The organism is Ferribacterium limneticum (assembly GCF_020510625.1).
GTDB classification, from domain to species: domain Bacteria; phylum Pseudomonadota; class Gammaproteobacteria; order Burkholderiales; family Rhodocyclaceae; genus Azonexus; species Azonexus limneticus_A.
The window spans coordinates 1,598,072-1,614,908 of sequence record NZ_CP075191.1 but is presented as its reverse complement, the minus strand read 5'-3'; the positions used below and the strand labels follow the sequence as shown (position 1 = coordinate 1,614,908).

Annotated in this window: 15 protein-coding genes; 12 read left to right on the top strand and 3 right to left on the bottom strand. The window is 61.5% G+C overall.

Annotated features, from left to right (window positions below; genetic code table 11):
* Positions 1 to 111: 111 nt before the first annotated feature.
* Genes pqqB through pqqE form a run of 4 tightly spaced genes read left to right on the top strand, consistent with a single transcriptional unit; the run spans position 112 to position 3,266 of the window.
* Positions 112 to 1,032 carry a pyrroloquinoline quinone biosynthesis protein PqqB gene (pqqB, locus tag KI617_RS07605; protein WP_226451408.1) on the top strand — a complete coding sequence of 307 codons (921 nt, stop codon included), beginning with the start codon at positions 112 to 114 and terminating at the stop codon, positions 1,030 to 1,032.
* 13 nt (positions 1,033 to 1,045) lie between these two features.
* Entirely contained in the window at positions 1,046 to 1,849 is an 804-nt protein-coding gene (gene pqqC / locus KI617_RS07600; RefSeq protein WP_226451407.1) for a pyrroloquinoline-quinone synthase PqqC, read from the top strand.
* Entirely contained in the window at positions 1,849 to 2,124 is a 276-nt protein-coding gene (gene pqqD / locus KI617_RS07595) for a pyrroloquinoline quinone biosynthesis peptide chaperone PqqD (protein WP_226451406.1), read from the top strand. The genes pqqC and pqqD overlap by 1 nt, the downstream gene beginning before the upstream one ends.
* Complete coding sequence (pqqE, locus tag KI617_RS07590) at positions 2,121 to 3,266, top strand: pyrroloquinoline quinone biosynthesis protein PqqE (RefSeq protein ID WP_226451405.1); 1,146 nt, start codon at positions 2,121 to 2,123, stop codon at positions 3,264 to 3,266. The genes pqqD and pqqE overlap by 4 nt, the downstream gene beginning before the upstream one ends.
* A gap of 261 nt (positions 3,267 to 3,527) precedes the next feature.
* Here pqqE and KI617_RS07585 read toward each other — a convergent pair whose 3' ends face one another.
* The gene (locus KI617_RS07585) at positions 3,528 to 6,518 is read right to left on the bottom strand and encodes a KAP family NTPase (RefSeq protein ID WP_226451404.1); all 2,991 of its coding nucleotides are present in this window, start codon (positions 6,516 to 6,518) and stop codon (positions 3,528 to 3,530) included.
* A 370-nt stretch (positions 6,519 to 6,888) separates the two neighbouring features.
* Here KI617_RS07585 and acsA point away from each other — a divergent pair, with 370 nt between their 5' ends.
* The 5 genes from acsA to KI617_RS07560 all read left to right on the top strand — a co-directional run bounded on the left by acsA (position 6,889) and on the right by KI617_RS07560 (position 13,578).
* Positions 6,889 to 8,655, top strand: coding sequence for an acetate--CoA ligase (acsA, locus tag KI617_RS07580; RefSeq protein WP_226451403.1), 1,767 nt, complete (start codon positions 6,889 to 6,891; stop codon positions 8,653 to 8,655).
* Positions 8,652 to 8,918: an acyl carrier protein gene (locus tag KI617_RS07575; RefSeq protein WP_226451402.1), complete on the top strand. Its 267-nt coding sequence runs from the start codon at positions 8,652 to 8,654 to the stop codon at positions 8,916 to 8,918. Before acsA ends, KI617_RS07575 begins: the two co-directional genes overlap by 4 nt.
* Before the next feature lie 3 nt (positions 8,919 to 8,921).
* On the top strand, positions 8,922 to 9,449 hold the full coding sequence (locus KI617_RS07570) for a GNAT family N-acetyltransferase (protein WP_226451401.1): 528 nt from the start codon (positions 8,922 to 8,924) through the stop codon (positions 9,447 to 9,449).
* A 361-nt stretch (positions 9,450 to 9,810) separates the two neighbouring features.
* Positions 9,811 to 12,123: a TonB C-terminal domain-containing protein gene (locus tag KI617_RS07565; RefSeq protein ID WP_226451400.1), complete on the top strand. Its 2,313-nt coding sequence runs from the start codon at positions 9,811 to 9,813 to the stop codon at positions 12,121 to 12,123.
* A 237-nt stretch (positions 12,124 to 12,360) separates the two neighbouring features.
* A complete protein-coding gene (locus KI617_RS07560; RefSeq protein ID WP_226451399.1) occupies positions 12,361 to 13,578 on the top strand; it encodes an ABC transporter substrate-binding protein in 1,218 nt (405 codons plus the stop codon).
* Here the strand turns inward: KI617_RS07560 and KI617_RS07555 are convergent.
* The gene (locus KI617_RS07555) at positions 13,563 to 14,237 is read right to left on the bottom strand and encodes an ABC transporter ATP-binding protein (protein ID WP_404826799.1); all 675 of its coding nucleotides are present in this window, start codon (positions 14,235 to 14,237) and stop codon (positions 13,563 to 13,565) included. The two genes, KI617_RS07560 and KI617_RS07555, sit on opposite strands and share 16 nt — an antisense overlap.
* On the opposite strand from KI617_RS07555, the gene KI617_RS07550 reads away from it, so the two are divergent.
* Both KI617_RS07550 and mnmH read left to right on the top strand, forming a co-directional pair.
* Positions 14,236 to 14,838 carry an arylesterase gene (locus tag KI617_RS07550; RefSeq protein WP_226451397.1) on the top strand — a complete coding sequence of 201 codons (603 nt, stop codon included), beginning with the start codon at positions 14,236 to 14,238 and terminating at the stop codon, positions 14,836 to 14,838. The genes KI617_RS07555 and KI617_RS07550 overlap by 2 nt on opposite strands.
* A 5-nt stretch (positions 14,839 to 14,843) precedes the next feature.
* Positions 14,844 to 15,905, top strand: coding sequence for a tRNA 2-selenouridine(34) synthase MnmH (gene mnmH, locus KI617_RS07545; RefSeq protein ID WP_226451396.1), 1,062 nt, complete (start codon positions 14,844 to 14,846; stop codon positions 15,903 to 15,905).
* On the opposite strand, the gene KI617_RS07540 is transcribed toward mnmH, so the two are convergent.
* Positions 15,878 to 16,417, bottom strand: coding sequence for a class I SAM-dependent methyltransferase (locus KI617_RS07540; protein WP_226451395.1), 540 nt, complete (start codon positions 16,415 to 16,417; stop codon positions 15,878 to 15,880). The genes mnmH and KI617_RS07540 overlap by 28 nt on opposite strands.
* Here KI617_RS07540 and KI617_RS07535 point away from each other — a divergent pair.
* Positions 16,416 to 16,823: an OsmC family protein gene (locus tag KI617_RS07535; protein WP_226451394.1), complete on the top strand. Its 408-nt coding sequence runs from the start codon at positions 16,416 to 16,418 to the stop codon at positions 16,821 to 16,823. The genes KI617_RS07540 and KI617_RS07535 overlap by 2 nt on opposite strands.
* Positions 16,824 to 16,837 lie beyond the last annotated feature (14 nt).

Sequence of the window (16,837 nt, the reverse complement as noted above, 5' to 3'; positions counted from 1 at the left end):
GCACTGATTTAATCAGTTTGTCGTTCCCGCGTAAGCGGGAACCCAGGGAAGACAACGAACTGGATCCCCGCCTACGCGGGGATGACAATTTTCTGGCTTGAGTGCGAACACATGAAACTCATCATTCTCGGCGCCTCGGCCGGCGGCGGCTTCCCGCAGTGGAACTGCAACTGCCGCAATTGCGCCGGCCTGCGCGACGGCAGTGTCCGCGCCAAACCGCGCACCCAGTCATCGATCTGCGTCGGCACCGACGACGGCCAGGACTGGGCACTGCTCAACGCCTCGCCCGACATCCTGCAACAGATCAAGGCCACCCCCGAATTGCAGCCGAACCGCGCCCTGCGCGACACCGGCATCGGCGGCATCCTCCTCGTCGATGGCCAGATCGACCACGCCACCGGCCTCTTCATGCTGCGCGAGCAGAAGTCCAAGATGCCGCTGTGGTGCGCCGAGCCGGTCTATGAAGACCTGACCACCGGCAACCCGGTGCTGAAGGTGCTGGAACATTATTGCGGCGTCGACCACCACGACCTTCCGCTCGACGGCACGCCCTTCGCCATGCCCAAGGTACCCGGCCTCGAATTCTCCGTGCTGCCGCTCTCGAGCAAGGCGGCGCCCTATTCGCCGCACCGCGAAGCCTCGGTGGATGGCGACAACGTCGGCGTCAGCATCACCGACCTGGCGAGCGGCGTCAAGCTCTTCTACGCCCCCGGCCTCGGCGCCCGCACGCCGGAGGTCTTCGCGCGCATGGCCGAAGCCGATTGCATCATGGTCGACGGCACCTTCTGGACCGACGATGAAATGATCACCGCCGGCCTATCCACCAAGACCGCCCGCGACATCGGCCACCTGCCGCAATCCGGCCCCGGCGGCATGATGGACTGGCTGGACGAGCTGCCGAAAGACGTGCGCAAAATCCTCATCCACATCAACAACACCAATCCCATCCTCGACGAAAACTCGCCGCAGCGCGCCGAACTGACCCGGCGCGGTATCGAGGTCGCCGAGGACGGCGCCCGCATCACCATCTAAAAGAGAGACCGCCATGATCCGAGCCGACATCCTTGCCGAATCCCACGACGCCGACGATGGCCGCCCGGCCTGGAGCCGCGAGGAGTTCGAAGCGCAATTGCGCGAGAACGGCAAGGCCTATCACATCCACCATCCGTTCAACGTCATGCTCAACACCGGCCACGCCACGCCCGAGCAGATTCGCGGCTGGGTCGCCAACCGCTACTACTACCAGATCGCCATTCCGGTGAAGGACGCGGCGATCATGGCCAACTGCCCGGACCGCGAAGTGCGCCGGGGCTGGGTGCAGCGCATTCTCGACCATGACGGTTTCGAATACGGCCTGCCGAATGGCGAAAAAATGCTCGACGCCGGTGGCATCGAGGCCTGGATACGCCTCGGCGAATCCGTCGGCCTGAGCCGCGAGGAAATCGTCGACCTGCGCCACGTCCTGCCCGGCGTCCGCTTCGCCGTCGACGCCTACATCAACTTCGCCCGCCGCGCCCCGTGGCAGGAGGCCGTCTGCTCGTCGCTGACTGAGCTGTTCGCCCCCGTCATCCATCTACAGCGCCTGGCCACCTGGCCCGGTCACTACCCGTGGATCGAGTCGTCCGGCCTGCAGTATTTCCGCAACCGCACCAGCCAGGCACCGCGCGACGTGATCCAGGGTCTCAATGTCACGCTCGACTACTTCCGCACCCGCGCCATGCAGGAACGCGCCGTGCAGATCCTCAAGTTCAAGCTCGACATTTTGTGGTCGATGAACGACGTCATGGGCCAGCACTACGGCACCAATGGCGTCACCTGCAGCGTCGAAGCCGAACGGAAAGTCGCCTGATGGACGGCACGCCGCACCTCGGCCACGGCTTCCGCTTCCAGTGGGAGCCGGCGCAGCAATGCCACGTGCTGCTCTATCCGGAAGGGATGATCAAGCTCAACCAGAGCGGCGGCGAGATCCTCGCCCGCTGCGATGGCCAGCGCGATATCGCGGCCATCGTCGCCGATCTTGAAGCGGCATTTTCAACCAGCGGATTGAGGGGCGACGTCGAGGCCTTTCTCGCCATGGCCATCGAAAAACGCTGGCTAAAACTGGAAACGGGAGCCAAGGCATGAACGCCCCGGCCAAAATCGGCCCGCCGATGTGGCTGCTGGCCGAAGTCACCTACCGCTGCCCGCTGCACTGCGTGTTCTGCTACAACCCGGTCGATTTCGCCAAACACGAGACCGAGCTGAGCACCGATGACTGGCTGCGCGTCCTGCGCGAAGGGCGCGAACTGGGCGCCGTGCAATGCGGCTTCTCCGGCGGCGAACCGCTGCTCCGCGACGATCTGGAGATACTCATCAGCGAAGCCCGCCAGCTCGGCTACTACACCAACCTGATCACCTCTGGCGTCGGCCTCACCGAAGCCCGCCTCGACGCCTTCAAGGCCGCCGGCCTCGATCACATCCAGCTGTCCTTCCAGGACTCGACCAAGGAAATCAACGATTTCCTGACCCACACGCGCACCTTCGACCTCAAGCAAAAGGTCGGCGAAATGATCAAGGCGCGCGGCTGGCCGATGGTCATGAACGTCGTCATCCACCGCCTCAACATCGAGCACATCGGCCGCATCATCGAAATGGCCGACGAACTCGGCGCCGAATACCTCGAACTGGCCAACGCCCAGTACTACTCCTGGGCGCTGCTCAACCGCGACCAGCTGATGCCGTCACGCGAACAACTGCGCCGCGCGGAGGCCATCACCAACGAATGGAAGGAAAAGCTGGCCGAGCGCATGCGCATCCTTTTCGTCGTTCCCGATTACCACGAAGGCAAGCCGAAGAAATGCATGAACGGCTGGGGCAACGTCTTCCTGACCGTAACGCCGGACGGCACCGCCCTGCCTTGCCACACCGCCCGCATGCTGCACGGTCTGAGCTTCCCGAACGTCCGCGACAGCAGCCTGCGCGAGATCTGGCACGAGTCCGAAGGCTTCAACCACTACCGCGGCACCGGCTGGATGAAAAAACCCTGCCGCGACTGCGATCACAAGGAAGAAGACCTCGGCGGCTGCCGCTGCCAGGCCTACCTGCTGGCCGGCGACGCAGACGCGGCCGACCCGGTCTGCCCGAAAAGCCCGCACCATGAAATCGTCAGCGCGGCGCTCGAAAACGCCACTAATCCGGGCCGCCAGACCCAGCCCCTCATTTTCCGCGACCCGAATGAAAGCCGGCGCCTGATCGAGGAAGCCGAAGCGTCGGAATCAGGCGCCTGACCGGCTGGCTTGCTATTCCTACGGTCAACCGGAAAAAACGGCCAAATTTGAAATTGGGTTTTTCGGGTCTCTAGAGAGAACAATGGCCTGTCGGTGCGGTCACTACAGTGCTTGAAGCGTAACCGACCGCAATTACGTCATTGTCGCCAATCGTTCGTATCAGTTGAAAAATGTTGCTGGGGCAATCAACTGGCCTTGAAGTCCTGTGAACGCCTACCATTCCGAGTCTGTGACTTGGGCTCAACGCCCGTTCGATCACGCTCAAGACGGGGTCTGTAGAAGTTTTCCGGACTCTTTTCCAACCGCAGTTGCTTCGTCGGCCAATTTGTCGAGCTCGGCGAAAACCCCAGCCAAATCTTCGCTATAAGTAGCTACGTAGCTGGATGTGATCACATGCCGCGCTTCAACGTGCTGGACTAGTTGGCGAATGAGCTCCTGATGCTGACTCCAATACCGTCCCATCACCTTCGGATCAAGACCTCCCGGAAGTTCAGCCTTGGAGGCAAAGAATCCTTCTTCTTCCCCTCCAGAAAAGAACGAGTTACTCAAATGTGATAGGCAGTGGTCAAGAAATAAAAAGACGTTGTCCTCGTGGAAATCTGGGTTGAAGCAAACGCCAAAAACGTACTCATTCATTAGCCTTGCAATGCCACCACCATCGCCTGCCCCACACTCGTCGTAAAACCCGCAGCCAACACCTGATCCTCTCGGGGGCAGCGGATTGCTTAGCTGGTAGATCACAAAGGACTTTACGGCGGAGCGCACCGAGGAAACACGCTGAGCAAGCGAAGCTGCATCTCGCTCTGATTGATCGTCCATTAAAACTTGCTGACCGATTTGGGACGTAGCTTCGCCCAGAAACGCTTCTGCTGGGGCATCGCTGACTTCTGAAAGAAAATTTCGCTGTGAATCAATATAGGTTCGTTTGAATAATGAGAAGACCGCTTGAGACAGTCCTCTCATTCCCATCAACGCGAGATCATTGACCAAACCAGCTGTTGCTGCATCTCTATGCTGATGGACGATGAGGGCTGTATGCAGGTTGTACAGTTGTCCTTGACGATCTGCCGAGCATTGAAGCCTGAATATCATGAGATCGTTCCAACCGAGGACTCCGCGATCGCTGCCGACAAGGCGCTGAAGGATACCTTTACCTTCGTAGGGATGTTCACCGAAGATCCGCCATGCAATCTCTATGACATTTTCTGCTGTATTCGGGAGACGCCGACCCGATGTCCTCCCCCAGCCAGCGCGATCCAAGAGTCGTAGCAGGGAGTAGATCGACCTCTGCCGCAATCCTCGATCATCATTCTTGATTGCAGAGTAGCGAGGCAGATAGTCGATGAGCGTCTCGATGGCATCTTCGGCGACAGTGCGAGTGAAATCATGAGACTGATTGACGAGCACCCGCCAGAACTGGTCATGCGCATACTCCAGCAGAAAGTCAGGCGACGTAAGAATTGAAGCAATGGATGCCCCCTTAAGAACTCGTTCCACGGCCTCCTGATACAGTACAAATGTATCCTGCGGTTCCGGTGTGGCGAATCGTACAATGAGCTTGAGGTACCCCTCCAGATTCCTGAAGGAGTCCTGATTGAAGCAAGCACGTGATGCCAAGACCGCCTCATCGACATCACTTCGATCACTAAGCTCCAGCGCTGTTATGTCGAAGAGTTGAGTCAAAAGGAACCCAGCAGTTTCTTCTTGTTCTACCACCAAGGTTGAGAAATCAGCCGAGTTTTTGAACTTGAACTCGCTCTCTTCGTATTCGCGACGCACCGAGAAGGTCCCGCAACGCCCTTCCGTCTCTTCCGCATAGATACGCCTGAACAATCCCGGATAGTTCAAGTGTAAAAGCACGAGGTTGATGAGGTCGCGCTTATTAAAGTCCGTCCGACCTAAGTTGCTCTTCTCAATTTGCATGAGCAGCATGGCGTTGACGAAGCGCTTTACCTTGCGAAAGTTACCAACAAGGGGCAAGTACTTCGCTGCCAACTCACTGTCGAGAATATCCGCCAACACGTTGAGCACGGCGCCGAGCTTTACCATCGTATCGGAAGGAATCGAGCCCAATTCGTTTTCAGCTCGTTGCCAATCTCTCCGCAAGAAGTCCCGAATACTGGAGCTGTCGACAAATAAGCTCAGCTTGACTGTCACAAATTTCTCAAGGAACTCACGCGCCCTTGAACCTTCCTCCTTGCTTCCTGCGAGTATTTCAGTGTCGTAGCAGAGGACGTAGGTAGCCTGAGAGAGCTTGAACGTCCGTCGCGTTGCAAACAGAACGTTGTTGGTTGTCTTCGCATCCAATCGATCCAGATCGTCGATGACGATGATTACGCGACGGCCGATCCGCCTCAGGACCTCATCGATATCGTCAAGTAATTCATCAACGGTCTCCTGCGACGGTTCCAAAGAAAGTTTGAACCCAAGGAACGACACGTCTGCCTTGCCCTTTATAAGCCGGGAGTACCGCGATGCGGCTGGCCGAAATTCTGGTGCGAAGACCTTTCGCTGAATCGCCGCGGTCAAATCGCGAATCAGGCGATCCGCCAGGTCTGGCTCTGATGCATACCGAAGGGGTTCGAATCTACAAACAATGGTGCTGTCTTCTGCTCTTGCCCAGTAACGCTCAGCGAGATTGATAAAGCTTGTCTTACCAATTCCCCACGGTCCATCGACTCCAAAAACAAGTCCAGGGTGGGCTCCACTGGCGAGAACAGTTTCCGCGAACGATTTGGCTTGAGCCTTGCTCGCAAGAAGATCTTCTTTCTCGTCTCCGATTTCCTCATCCGCAATGAAGAACATCTGAGGCGGCGTTCTTTTGGGTTTTGGCCAGTACTGCTGAATCAGTGGCGACAGCAGCACAGCGCAAAGGAGAAGAAAGAGCGCAGGCGCCCACTGAGGATCAGCATTCTTGAGCGCAGCGTGGACCTTGTCTAGCCAAGGTGAGGCTAGTTCGTTTGACCAGATGCCGATACCGATGGCGATCAGCAGATCGATACGAAAACTGCTGACCATTCGTGCGGCGGCGAAAAGTGCTCCCCGCTTGGCTGCGTATGTCAGACATATCAGTGTTCCGATTAACATCCCGACGATCTGCGCCCATAGGGATATATCAGACAATGTCGGAGCGAAGTTCGCACCAAGAATAAAGGCGACACACCAAACTTCTGCGCCTACGAAGCCAGTAGCGAGCAACCTCGCAAAGACCAGCAATTCGGGCATCTTCATCACTGGCTTGGAAGCTGTCATCGATTTCTCCTCCGTAGTGCGGCGCAATCTCGTCTCGAACTAGGTGAGACTGTAGCCGACCCAAACACTCTACACGAATGCGGCTGGCATGCCGCCTCAACATCGATACTCAGCACGACACTGGCCACTTCGCCGGCTCATCGACAACGCCTGCAAAGGCCGACGAACCGCCAGATGAGCATTTCCACGGTCAACCGGAAAAAACGTTCGAATTTGAAATGGCGATTCCACTGGTCGCTTTGGTCGCGACGGCAGCGTTGCTCGTCCTCACCTCTGAACGGGCGTCATTTCGCTCCCGCATGAGCAGCATCATTGCCGATGGCGATGGCGCAGCGCAGAATCCAGTGGCATACCTCCTGCGGAATCCCCGATGAAGCCGGTGTTAATTAGGAAACAGTCTGCTGATGCGCGTACAGCCGGTGACCAGGCTGGCGATGCTGCGTTCTCCTGGGCAGACATTGGTCGTGAACTTGGCGTCGCCCCCGATGGCGAGATCAACATTGCCCAGTTGGCTGTGGACCGCCACGCCCATTCGGCCCATGCCGAGAAAACCGCCTTCCGTTTTCTGGGAGCCGATGGCAGCGCCCGCGACATCAGCTATCGCGAACTCGCCGAGCTGACTGACCGTTTTGGCAACGCCCTCAAGTCGCTAGGCGTGGTGAAAGGCGACCGCGTTTTTGTGCTCTGCGGCCGCATCTGCGAGTTGTACGTCGCCGTGCTCGGCGCGCTCAAGATCGGCGCTGTCGTTTCACCGCTTTTTCAGTCCTTCGGCCCCGAGCCGATTCGCAGCCGCATTGCCCAGGCTGCCGGCAAGGTGCTGGTCACCACGGCCAGCGCCTATCAGCGCAAGGTCGCGGCACTTCGCCCGGAACTCCCCTCGCTCCAGCATGTTCTGCTAGTTGATGACATCGGCGCCGGCGCATTTGCGGATACGCTGGACCTGCACGCCCTGCTCGGCGCCGCCCCCGACACCCCGGCGCTCGTGCCGACCAGCCCGGAAGACCCGGCCCTGCTGCATTTCACCAGTGGCACGACCGGCCTGCCGAAGGGCGCCATCCACGTCCATGGTGCCGTGCTGACCCACTACGCCACAGCGCGAACCGCCCTCGATCTGCGGCCGGACGACGTGTTCTGGTGCACGGCTGATCCGGGCTGGGTGACGGGCACCTCTTACGGCATCATCGCCCCGCTGTTGCTGGGCGTGACGAGCATCGTCGATGAGGCCGATTTCGACCCGCTGCGCTGGATTCACCTTCTCGAAAACGAGCGGGTCAATGTCTGGTACACGGCACCGACGGCGATCCGGTTGCTCATGAAAGCCGGACACGAACTCTTTGCCGGCCACCGTTTTCCCGACTTGCGCTTCATTGCCAGCGTCGGCGAGGCGCTCAACCCGGAAGCGGTGTGCTGGGGCCTGGAAGCCTTCGGCCGGCCGATCCACGACAACTGGTGGCAGAGCGAAACCGGCGGCATCATGATCGCCAACACCGCCGCGCTGGACATCAAGCCCGGCTCGATGGGCCGCCCGCTGCCGGGCATTGCCGCCCATGTCGTTCGCCATCAGGCGGGCGAACCGGTTACGGTGATCGAGGTACCCGACACGGTCGGCGAACTGGCGCTGGAAACCGGCTGGCCATCGATGTTTCGCGGCTATCTGAACCAGCCTGAGCGTTACCGCGAGTGCTTTGCCGGCAATCTCTACCTGACCGGCGATCTGGTGCGGCGCGATGCCGACGGCTACTTCTGGTTCGTCGGCCGCAGCGACGATGTGATCAAGTCGTCCGGCCATCTGATCGGCTCGTTCGAGGTGGAAAGCGTGTTGATGGAACACCCGGCGGTCGCCGAGGCGGGCGTCATCGGCAAGCCGGATGCGCTGGCCGGCGAGGTGATCAAGGCCTTCGTCGTCCTCAAGCAGCCCATCGAGCCGAGCGAAGAGCTGCGCCTCGAATTGATGGCCCACGCCCGTCGGCGTCTCGGGGCGGCGGTGGCGCCGAAGGAAATTGCATTCGTGCCGGCCCTGCCACATACTCGAAGTGGAAAAATCATGCGCCGGCTGCTCAAGGCAAGGGAACTCGGACTGCCCGAAGGCGACAGTTCGACGCTGGAACAAGCCGAGGCGCAGCGGGAGAAAAAATGAGTCAGCAGCAAGAACGAATCCGCACGGCCGTGCTCGCCATCGTCAAGCGCCTGGCCCCGGAAATCGATCCGGCCAGGATCATCGCCGACAAACCCCTGCGCACCCAGATCGACCTCGATTCCATGGACTGGCTCAACGTGCTGGCGAGCATCCACGAGAAGCTGGGCGTCGATATCCCGGAAACCGACTACGGCAAGGTCCAGACGCTGGATGGCATCGTTGCCTACCTGGCCGGGAAAATCCCCGCCGCTTCGCTGGAGTAAGCCGTGGCCGACTATCCAGCCGAACTCGTCCGCAACCGTTTTCTGTTCGACGGCAGCCCGGTCACCATCCGCCCGATCCGCGCCGACGACAAGCCGATGGAACAGGATTTCGTCCAGCATCTTTCGGCCGATTCGCGCTACAAGCGCTTCATGTCCACGCTCAAGGAACTGCCGCCGGGCAAACTGAAGTACCTGACCGAGATCGACTACGTGCGGCATCTGGCGCTGGTCGCCATCATCCAGCGCGATGGGCAGAACGTCGAGATCGGCGTGGCGCGCTATGTGGCCGGCCCGAGCGGCGACGAATGCGAGTTCGCCATTGCCATCGACGATGAATGGCAGGGCAGCGGCGTGGCCGGCATTCTGATGCTGTCGCTGATTGACGCGGCCCGCACGCGCGGCATGAAAACGATGGAGGCTTTCATCCTTTCCTCCAACGACAAGATGATCAAATTCGCCCGCCAGCTCGGTTTCGAAGTCAGGCGCGACGCCGACGACCCGGGCATGATGCACGCGGTGCGGACGCTGTAGAAAACACGCTTTGCCGAGCTTGCTTCACCCCAAGCGTGCTGATGCCCCCTGCCCAGCAAGACGGCCAGCAGAGTTGGCATGTCGCTGCGGATTCCTGCGGGGCGCGGTCAACCCGAAAAAACGCCCAAAAACGAAATTGATGCACGGCCATAGCAGCTAAGCTTTCGTTGCAGGCCGCTTGCCCGTGCCCCCATAATTCCCACATGCATATCCGTTCAACCAAGGCCACCGCCATCTGCCTGCCCGTCTGTCGCAAGCAGAACCCCTTGGTATTTCGCAGCCATTCGAACGCGCCACGGGGCACATCTGGTTTGCCGCCCCGCCGGCGTTTCGCGGCACCTTGCACAATGGCGGAGTGCACTTGAGTCCGGCAGAGACCGGCACGACGCCACGCTTGCCGGGATCGGCAATGGCAGCCGTCGGCCCCAACCAGCAAGCACTTCGCCGGATGCGCCTCCAGCGCCTGCGGCTCGCCTTTGCCCTGCTGCTATCGACGCTGTTCCATGCCCTGCTGCTCAGCCTCACCCTGTTTGGTGACGAATTCGGGCTACCCGGCCTGGCCTTCCCCTGGCAGGTTCGGCGAATCGAAGTTCCCAATCTGCAAGTCGTGCTCGCCCCGGCGCCGGTCATCCCCCCGGAACCCGCCAGCCCCCCGGAACCCCCGCCGCTACCCCAGCCGCTACCTGAAGCCTCGAACGAGCAACCCGCCGCCACAGGCGAACTGGTGGTGATATTCAAAGTCCCCGAGGTCACCCCGGAACCATCCCCGGCACCGCCAGCCCCGGCGACCGAGTCCCGGAGTGACCCGACAGCGAAGGCCTCTTCAAGGCCAGCGGATGCAACCCGCAAAGAACTCGTGCAGGCATCTCCGGTCGAGCCGCCCGCGCCAAAGCCGTTCCCGGCAGTCATCGCGCTGGAGCAGTCGAAAAAAAACGATTTCGTCGTGCCCGCTGCCCCGCCGGAACCACCACCTGTCCAATCGACAACGTCAGCCCATGCCGACGGTGAAACCCAGTCCGAAATCGAGCCTCCCGCGCTGGAGCCAATCGTCGAGAAAACCACGCCGACTGAATCGGCGCGACAGGAAGCCGAGCGGCAGGAAAGTGCCCGACAGGCAGCCGCCAAGGAAGAAGCTACGCGCGCGGAAGCAGCACGACGCGAGGCCGAGCAGCAGGAAAACGCCCGACAAGCCGCCGCCAGGGAGGAAGCAGCGCTGGCTGAAGCGGCCAGGCGCGAAGCCGAACAACAAGAAAAGGCTCGACAGGCCGCTGCAAAAGCGGAATCGGCGCGCGTTGAAGCAGCACGACGCGAGACTGAAAGACATGAGAACGCCCGGCAGGCGGCCGTCAAGGAGGAAGCGACACGAGCAGAAATAGCGCGCCGGGAAGCCGAACGCAGGGAGATTGCTCGACTGGCTGCAATCAACGAGGAAACGGCACGAGCCGAAGCTGCCCGACGTGAAGCCGAGCGCCAGGAGAAGGCTCGACAGGCCGCCGCTAAGGAAGAAGCTGCTCGCGCTGATGCCGCCCGGCGCGAAGCCGAGCGCCAGGAAGCAGCTCGACAAGCCGCCGCCAAGGAGGAAGCCGCACGAGCCGAAGCTGCCCGACGTGAAGCCGAGCGCCAGGAAGCAGCCCGACAAGCCGCCGCCAAGGAGGAAGCCGCACGGGCCGAAGCCGCCCGACGCGAAGCCGAGCGACAGGAAGCAGCCCGACAAGCCGCTGTCAAGGATGAAGCAGCACGGGCTGAATCGGCTAAACGTGAAGCCGAGCGTCGGGAAGCAGCTCGACAAGCAGCAGCCAAGGAAGATGCCGCACGAGCCGAAGCAGCCCGGCGCGAAGCCGAGCGCCAGGAAGCAGCTCGACAAGCAGCGGCCAAGGAAGATGCCGCACGAGCCGAAGCAGCCCGGCGCGAAGCCGAGCGCCAGGAAGCAGCCCGACAAGCTGCAGCCAAGGAGGAAGCCGCACGAGCCGAAGCCGCCAGGCGCGAAGCAGAGCGACAGGAAGCAGCCCGACAGGCCACCGCCAAGGAAGAAGCTGCTCGCGCTGATGCCGCCAGACGCGAAGCCGAGCGCCAGGAAGCAGCCCGACAGGCCGCCGCCAAGGAAGAAGCTGCTCGCGCTGATGCCGCACGACGCGAAGCCGAGCGCCAGGAAAGTGCCCGGCAAGCCGCAGCCAGAGAGGAAGCCACGAGGGCCGAGGAAAAACGCGAGCAGGATGCAAGGCGCGATGCCGCGCGTCGGGCGATGGGACGGCAGCTGGACGAGGAAGCAGCGCGCCGCGCGGCCGCCGAGGAGGCCCGGCAGCGATCACCGTCGTCAAGCCTCTTCCGCCGCGGCAGGCTGTTCGGGCGCACTGACACCAACGCAGAACTCGTCTGGTACGCCGAAGCCTGGGCCCGGAAGATCCATCTGAACATGGGCTTCGACATAGTCCGTGAAGCAGCCAGGCAAACCCACACCGACCCAATGGTGACGGTAGCGATTCGAAGAGATGGCTCGGTGGAGTCGATTAGCTTTGTCCGCTCCAGCGGCGTGCCGGCCATAGACGATGCCGTACGCCGCATCATCGAGTCCCATGCCCCGTACCAGCCTTTCCAGCCGGGGCTTGCCCGCGACTACGACGTGATCGAAATCCGCCGGACCTGGCATTTCGACTCAGCCATTCGATTGTATTGAATCGCCCCGGCGACCATCCACGAGTTGGCCACCAAGGAGCCCGACTTCGTCCGATTGGAGATGGCAAGCTGACCTGAGCCGGCGGAGTTCCGAGCGCTTTTCGGCCCGGAAAGCGGTTCCGGAGACTGCCGGCATCCCGCATAAACAGGCCTGAATACGGGTTTTCCCGCTTAGTGACAACCCTAATTCCGCTCGCATCGCCAGAGCACTAGGCTTGCCTCCCACCAAGGAGGAAACATGAAAAAAATTTCAGCCGTCATGAGCGGCATTGCGCTCTGCTTCTGCGCCCAGGCCGCTTCGGCGGCGGAACCGATCCGGATCGCCGTGACTGGCCCCTACTCCGGCCCTTCATCGCCGATGGGCCAGTCGATGCTGGCCGGTGTCCGCCTGGCGATCAGCGAAATGAATCTGGGCGGCGGGCTGCTCGGGCGCCAATTAGTTCTGGTCGAAAAGGATGACAAGGGCGACCCGGCGACCGGCAAGCAGGTGGTTGAGGAGGCCATTCGCCAGGACAAGGTGGTTGCCGGACTGGGTTTCATCAACACGGGCGTCGCGCTCGCTTCGCTAAAAACCTACCAGGAAGCCCATCTGCCGGTGATCGTCAACGTTGCGACCGGCAGCACCGTGGCCCGGCAGTTTCTCCCGCCGACCGTCCAGGACAGCTACGTTTTCCGGAACTCGGCCAGCGACGACATCCAGGCCGCGATGATCGTTCGCGAGGCAGTCAAGCGCGGCCGCTACAGCAAGCTCGCCATTTTCCACGACAGCACGCCCTATGGCGAACAAGGGCGCGACCAGCTAACCCGGGAACTCGCCGCACTCGAACTCAAACCCGTGGCGGTCGAAAGTTTTGCCCCCGGCACCAAGGATCTCGCCGCCAACCTGCAGCGAGCCCGCGAGGCCGGGGCCGAGGCGATCCTGACCTATGCCATCGGCCCGGAACTGGCCGTCATCGCCAATAGTCGGGCCAAGATGGGCTGGAAAGTGCCGATGATCGGCAGCTGGCCGCTGTCGCTGCCAAATTTCATCGGAGCTGCCGGCAAGAACGCCGAAGGTGCGCGCATGCCGCAAACCTTCGTCGAGGCGCCGAACAACTACCGCCGAACTTCCTTCATTAGCGCTTATCACAATGCCAACGGTGGCAAGCGCATTCCCTCGGCAGTCTCGGCCGCCCAAGGCTACGACTCGGCGCTGCTGCTGATGGCAGCAATCAATCAGGCCGGCAGCGCCGAAGGCCCGAAAATCCGCGCCGCGCTGGAAAACCTGCAAAAACCCGTCTATGGGGTGATCACGACATATTCACCGCCGTTTACCAAAGATGATCACGAGGCAATCAGCGACAACATGGTGCTGATGGGTGAAGTGAAACAGGGTCAGGTAGGCTTCGCCCACCCGGATGACGAAAAGCGCAGCCTCCTCATCTACCGCAAACCGAAAACTCAGCCAGCCAACTGACCGGACTGAATACGCAGGATACGGCCGCAGCGGGCGGCGATGGCTTCGTCGTGGGTGACCAGCAGCAAGGTGGTTCCCTGTTTGGCATTCAGGTCGAACATCAGGTCGATGATCTGCTGGCCGGTGGCGGCATCGAGGTTGCCGGTCGGTTCATCGGCCAGCACCAGTTGCGGGTTGGGGGCGAAGGCGCGGGCCAGGGCGACGCGTTGCTGTTCGCCGCCGGACAGGTGTTTGGGGTAGTGCTTCAGGCGGTGGGCGAGGCCGACGCGGGTCAGCCAGTCGCGTGCCGTGTCGGCCGCTGAGGCGGTGCCGGCGAGTTCGAGCGGCAGCATGACGTTTTCCAGCGCGGTCAGCGAGGGCAGTAGCTGGAAGGACTGAAAGACGAAGCCGAGCAAGCGGCCGCGCAGTTTTGCCCGTTGGTCTTCGTCGAGGCCATTCAGGGATTCGCGGTCCAGGCGGACTTCGCCGGCAGTCGGCGAATCCAGCCCGGCAAGCAGGCCGAGCAGCGTCGATTTGCCGGAACCGGAGGCGCCAACGATGGCGACGGTTTCACCCGGCATGACCGAAAAGGAAATATCCTGCAAAATCGTCAGCGGCTCGCCGCCGTTATCGACGGTCTTGCCCAATCCAGATACTTCAATCACCGGTCCAACTGCCATGCGGTTCATCCTTGTCCTGTTTGCCCTGCTCGTTTCAACCACGCCAGCCCTGGCCGCCAAAACCATTCTGGTCATGGGCGACTCGCTGTCGGCCGGCTATGGCATCCGGCCCGAACAGGCCTGGCCTTCGCTGCTCGGCACGCGGCTGAGCGATAAACGCCTTGATTATAGCGTTGCCAACCTGTCGATCTCGGGAGAAACCACGGCCGGCGGACGTTCGCGTCTGACCCCTGCCCTCAAGACTTACCAGCCGGCGATCGTGGTCATTGCGCTGGGTGCCAACGACGGGCTGCGCGGCCTGCCACTGGCCCAGATGCGCGACAACCTGAATGCCATGGTCGATGCCGCGCGCTCGGCCGGCGCCCGCGTCGTGCTGGCCGGCATGCGCCTGCCGCCAAATTACGGGCCTTATGCCGCCGATTTCCATAGCAGCTTTGTCGACATTGCCAAGGCCAAGAAGGCGCCGCTGGTTGATTTCCTGCTCGAACCGGTGGCGGCCAACCCGCGCTATTTCCAGCCCGACAACCTGCATCCGCTGGCCGAGGCCCAGCCGCTGATTCTCGACCACGTCTGGCCGGCCATTGTGCCGCTGTTAAAATAGAGCCGATGAAACCCAATCGCCCTACCGTGGCCGATCTCGCGAAGTACGACGAGATCATCGACGTCCGCACCCCCGCCGAATTTGCCGAAGACCACATCCCCGGTGCCATCAATTGCCCGGTGCTGGATAACGAACAGCGCATCCAGGTTGGCACGCTCTACAAGCAGGTTTCGCCGTTCGAGGCGAAGAAGATCGGCGCGGCGCTGGTTTCCGAAAACATTGCCAGGCACCTCAAGGAAAGCTTCCTCGACCGGCCGAAAAGCTGGAAGCCGCTGATCTACTGTTGGCGCGGCGGCGACCGCAGCGGGTCGATGACGACCATCTTCAAGGCCATCGGCTGGCAGGCCGGGCAACTGGATGGCGGCTACAAGGCGTGGCGCAGCCATGTCATCGCCCAGCTGGAGGAATTGCCGCAGCACTACCATTTCATCGTCATCGGTGGCGCCACCGGCAGCGCCAAGACGCGCATCCTGCAGGCCATCGGGGCGCTGGGTGAGCAGGTGCTTGATCTGGAAAACCTGGCCAATCACAAGGGCTCGGTACTTGGCGTGCTGCCTGATTCGCCGCAGCCCTCGCAAAAGGGGTTTGAAACCTCACTGATGCTGGCCCTGGCGGCACTCGATCCGGCCCGCCCGGTCTATGTCGAGGCCGAGAGCCGAAAAATCGGCAACCTGCATGTGCCGGAAGCGATGATCGAACGCATCCGCAGCGGCGAGTTTGTCGCCGTCGATGCCACGCTGGATGCCCGCGTCGCCTTCCTGCTCAAGGATTACGATTATTTCCTGACCTTGCCCGAGTTTCTGTGTGGCCGCCTCGACGCGCTGCGCACGCTGCAAAGCCGCGAAACGCTGGATCGCTGGCAGCAGCTGATCCGCGACGGCGACTGGCCGACGCTGGTGCGCGAACTGCTCGAACAGCATTACGATCCGCTCTACCAGCGCTCGCAGGATCGCAACTACACGGGCCTGCAGAATCCAGGCAGTTTCTCGACCGATGATCTGTCCGAAGACGGCATCCAGCGGCTGGCTGCCGCCATCGTTCAGTCGCGGACAGCGCAGATCGCCTGACGCATGGCCGGCTTCGGGCTGGCCGTGTAACCTTCCTCGAAGGCGATCTCACGCAAGCCGGCGGCCTGTGCCACCTCGCGCAACTCCCCTGGCCGCAACAGGAAATCAGGGTTCGACGGCTTGCCGTAGGCTTCGTTGCCGAGCATGAAGGTTTCGTAAATCAGCACACCACCGGGGGCCAGCATGGCCAGCAGGTCTGGCAAGCGCGGTCGCCACAGGTAGTTGGTGACCACGATGCCGCTGAACGACTGCCCGGCCAGCGGCCACTCGCCGCACTCCAGATCGAGTTGTCGCGCCCGGATACCAGCCACGCCCTCCAAACCGGCAATTGCGGCCAGATCCCGGTCGACCGCCAGCACCGAATGTCCCCGTGCGGCCAACAGCCGCGCATGGCGCCCACTACCGCAGGCCAGATCAAGGACTTCACCGGACGCCGGCATCAGGTCGCAATAGCGCGCCACCCAGGGAGAAGGCGGTATGATCTGAACGATTTCATTCAAGGAGGCTGACATGTCGGGAGTCGTGGTTGTCGCAGAAAATGGAAAGGGAAGATACCAGCAGGGCGTGACTGTCGGCCAGCATCAATTGATTGCCGACGAGCCAGCCAGCATGGGCGGCGCCGATGCCGGCCCTGCCCCATTCGACTTTTTGATGTCCGGCCTTGGCGCCTGCACCTCGATGACCTTGCGCATGTACGCCGAACGCAAGGGCCTCGCGCTTACCAAGGTCAGCGTCACGCTCAGCCACGAAAAAGTCGAGGTGGACGGCGTCACCCGCGACTGCATCCACCGCGATATCGTCCTGGAAGGCGAGTTGACCGATGAGCAGCGCCAGCGTCTCCTGGAGATCGCCAACAAGTGCCCGGTGCACCGTGCCCTGTCGCAATCGATGTTGCTTGAGTGCAGACTTGTCCCCTAGGAATAACCCTATAT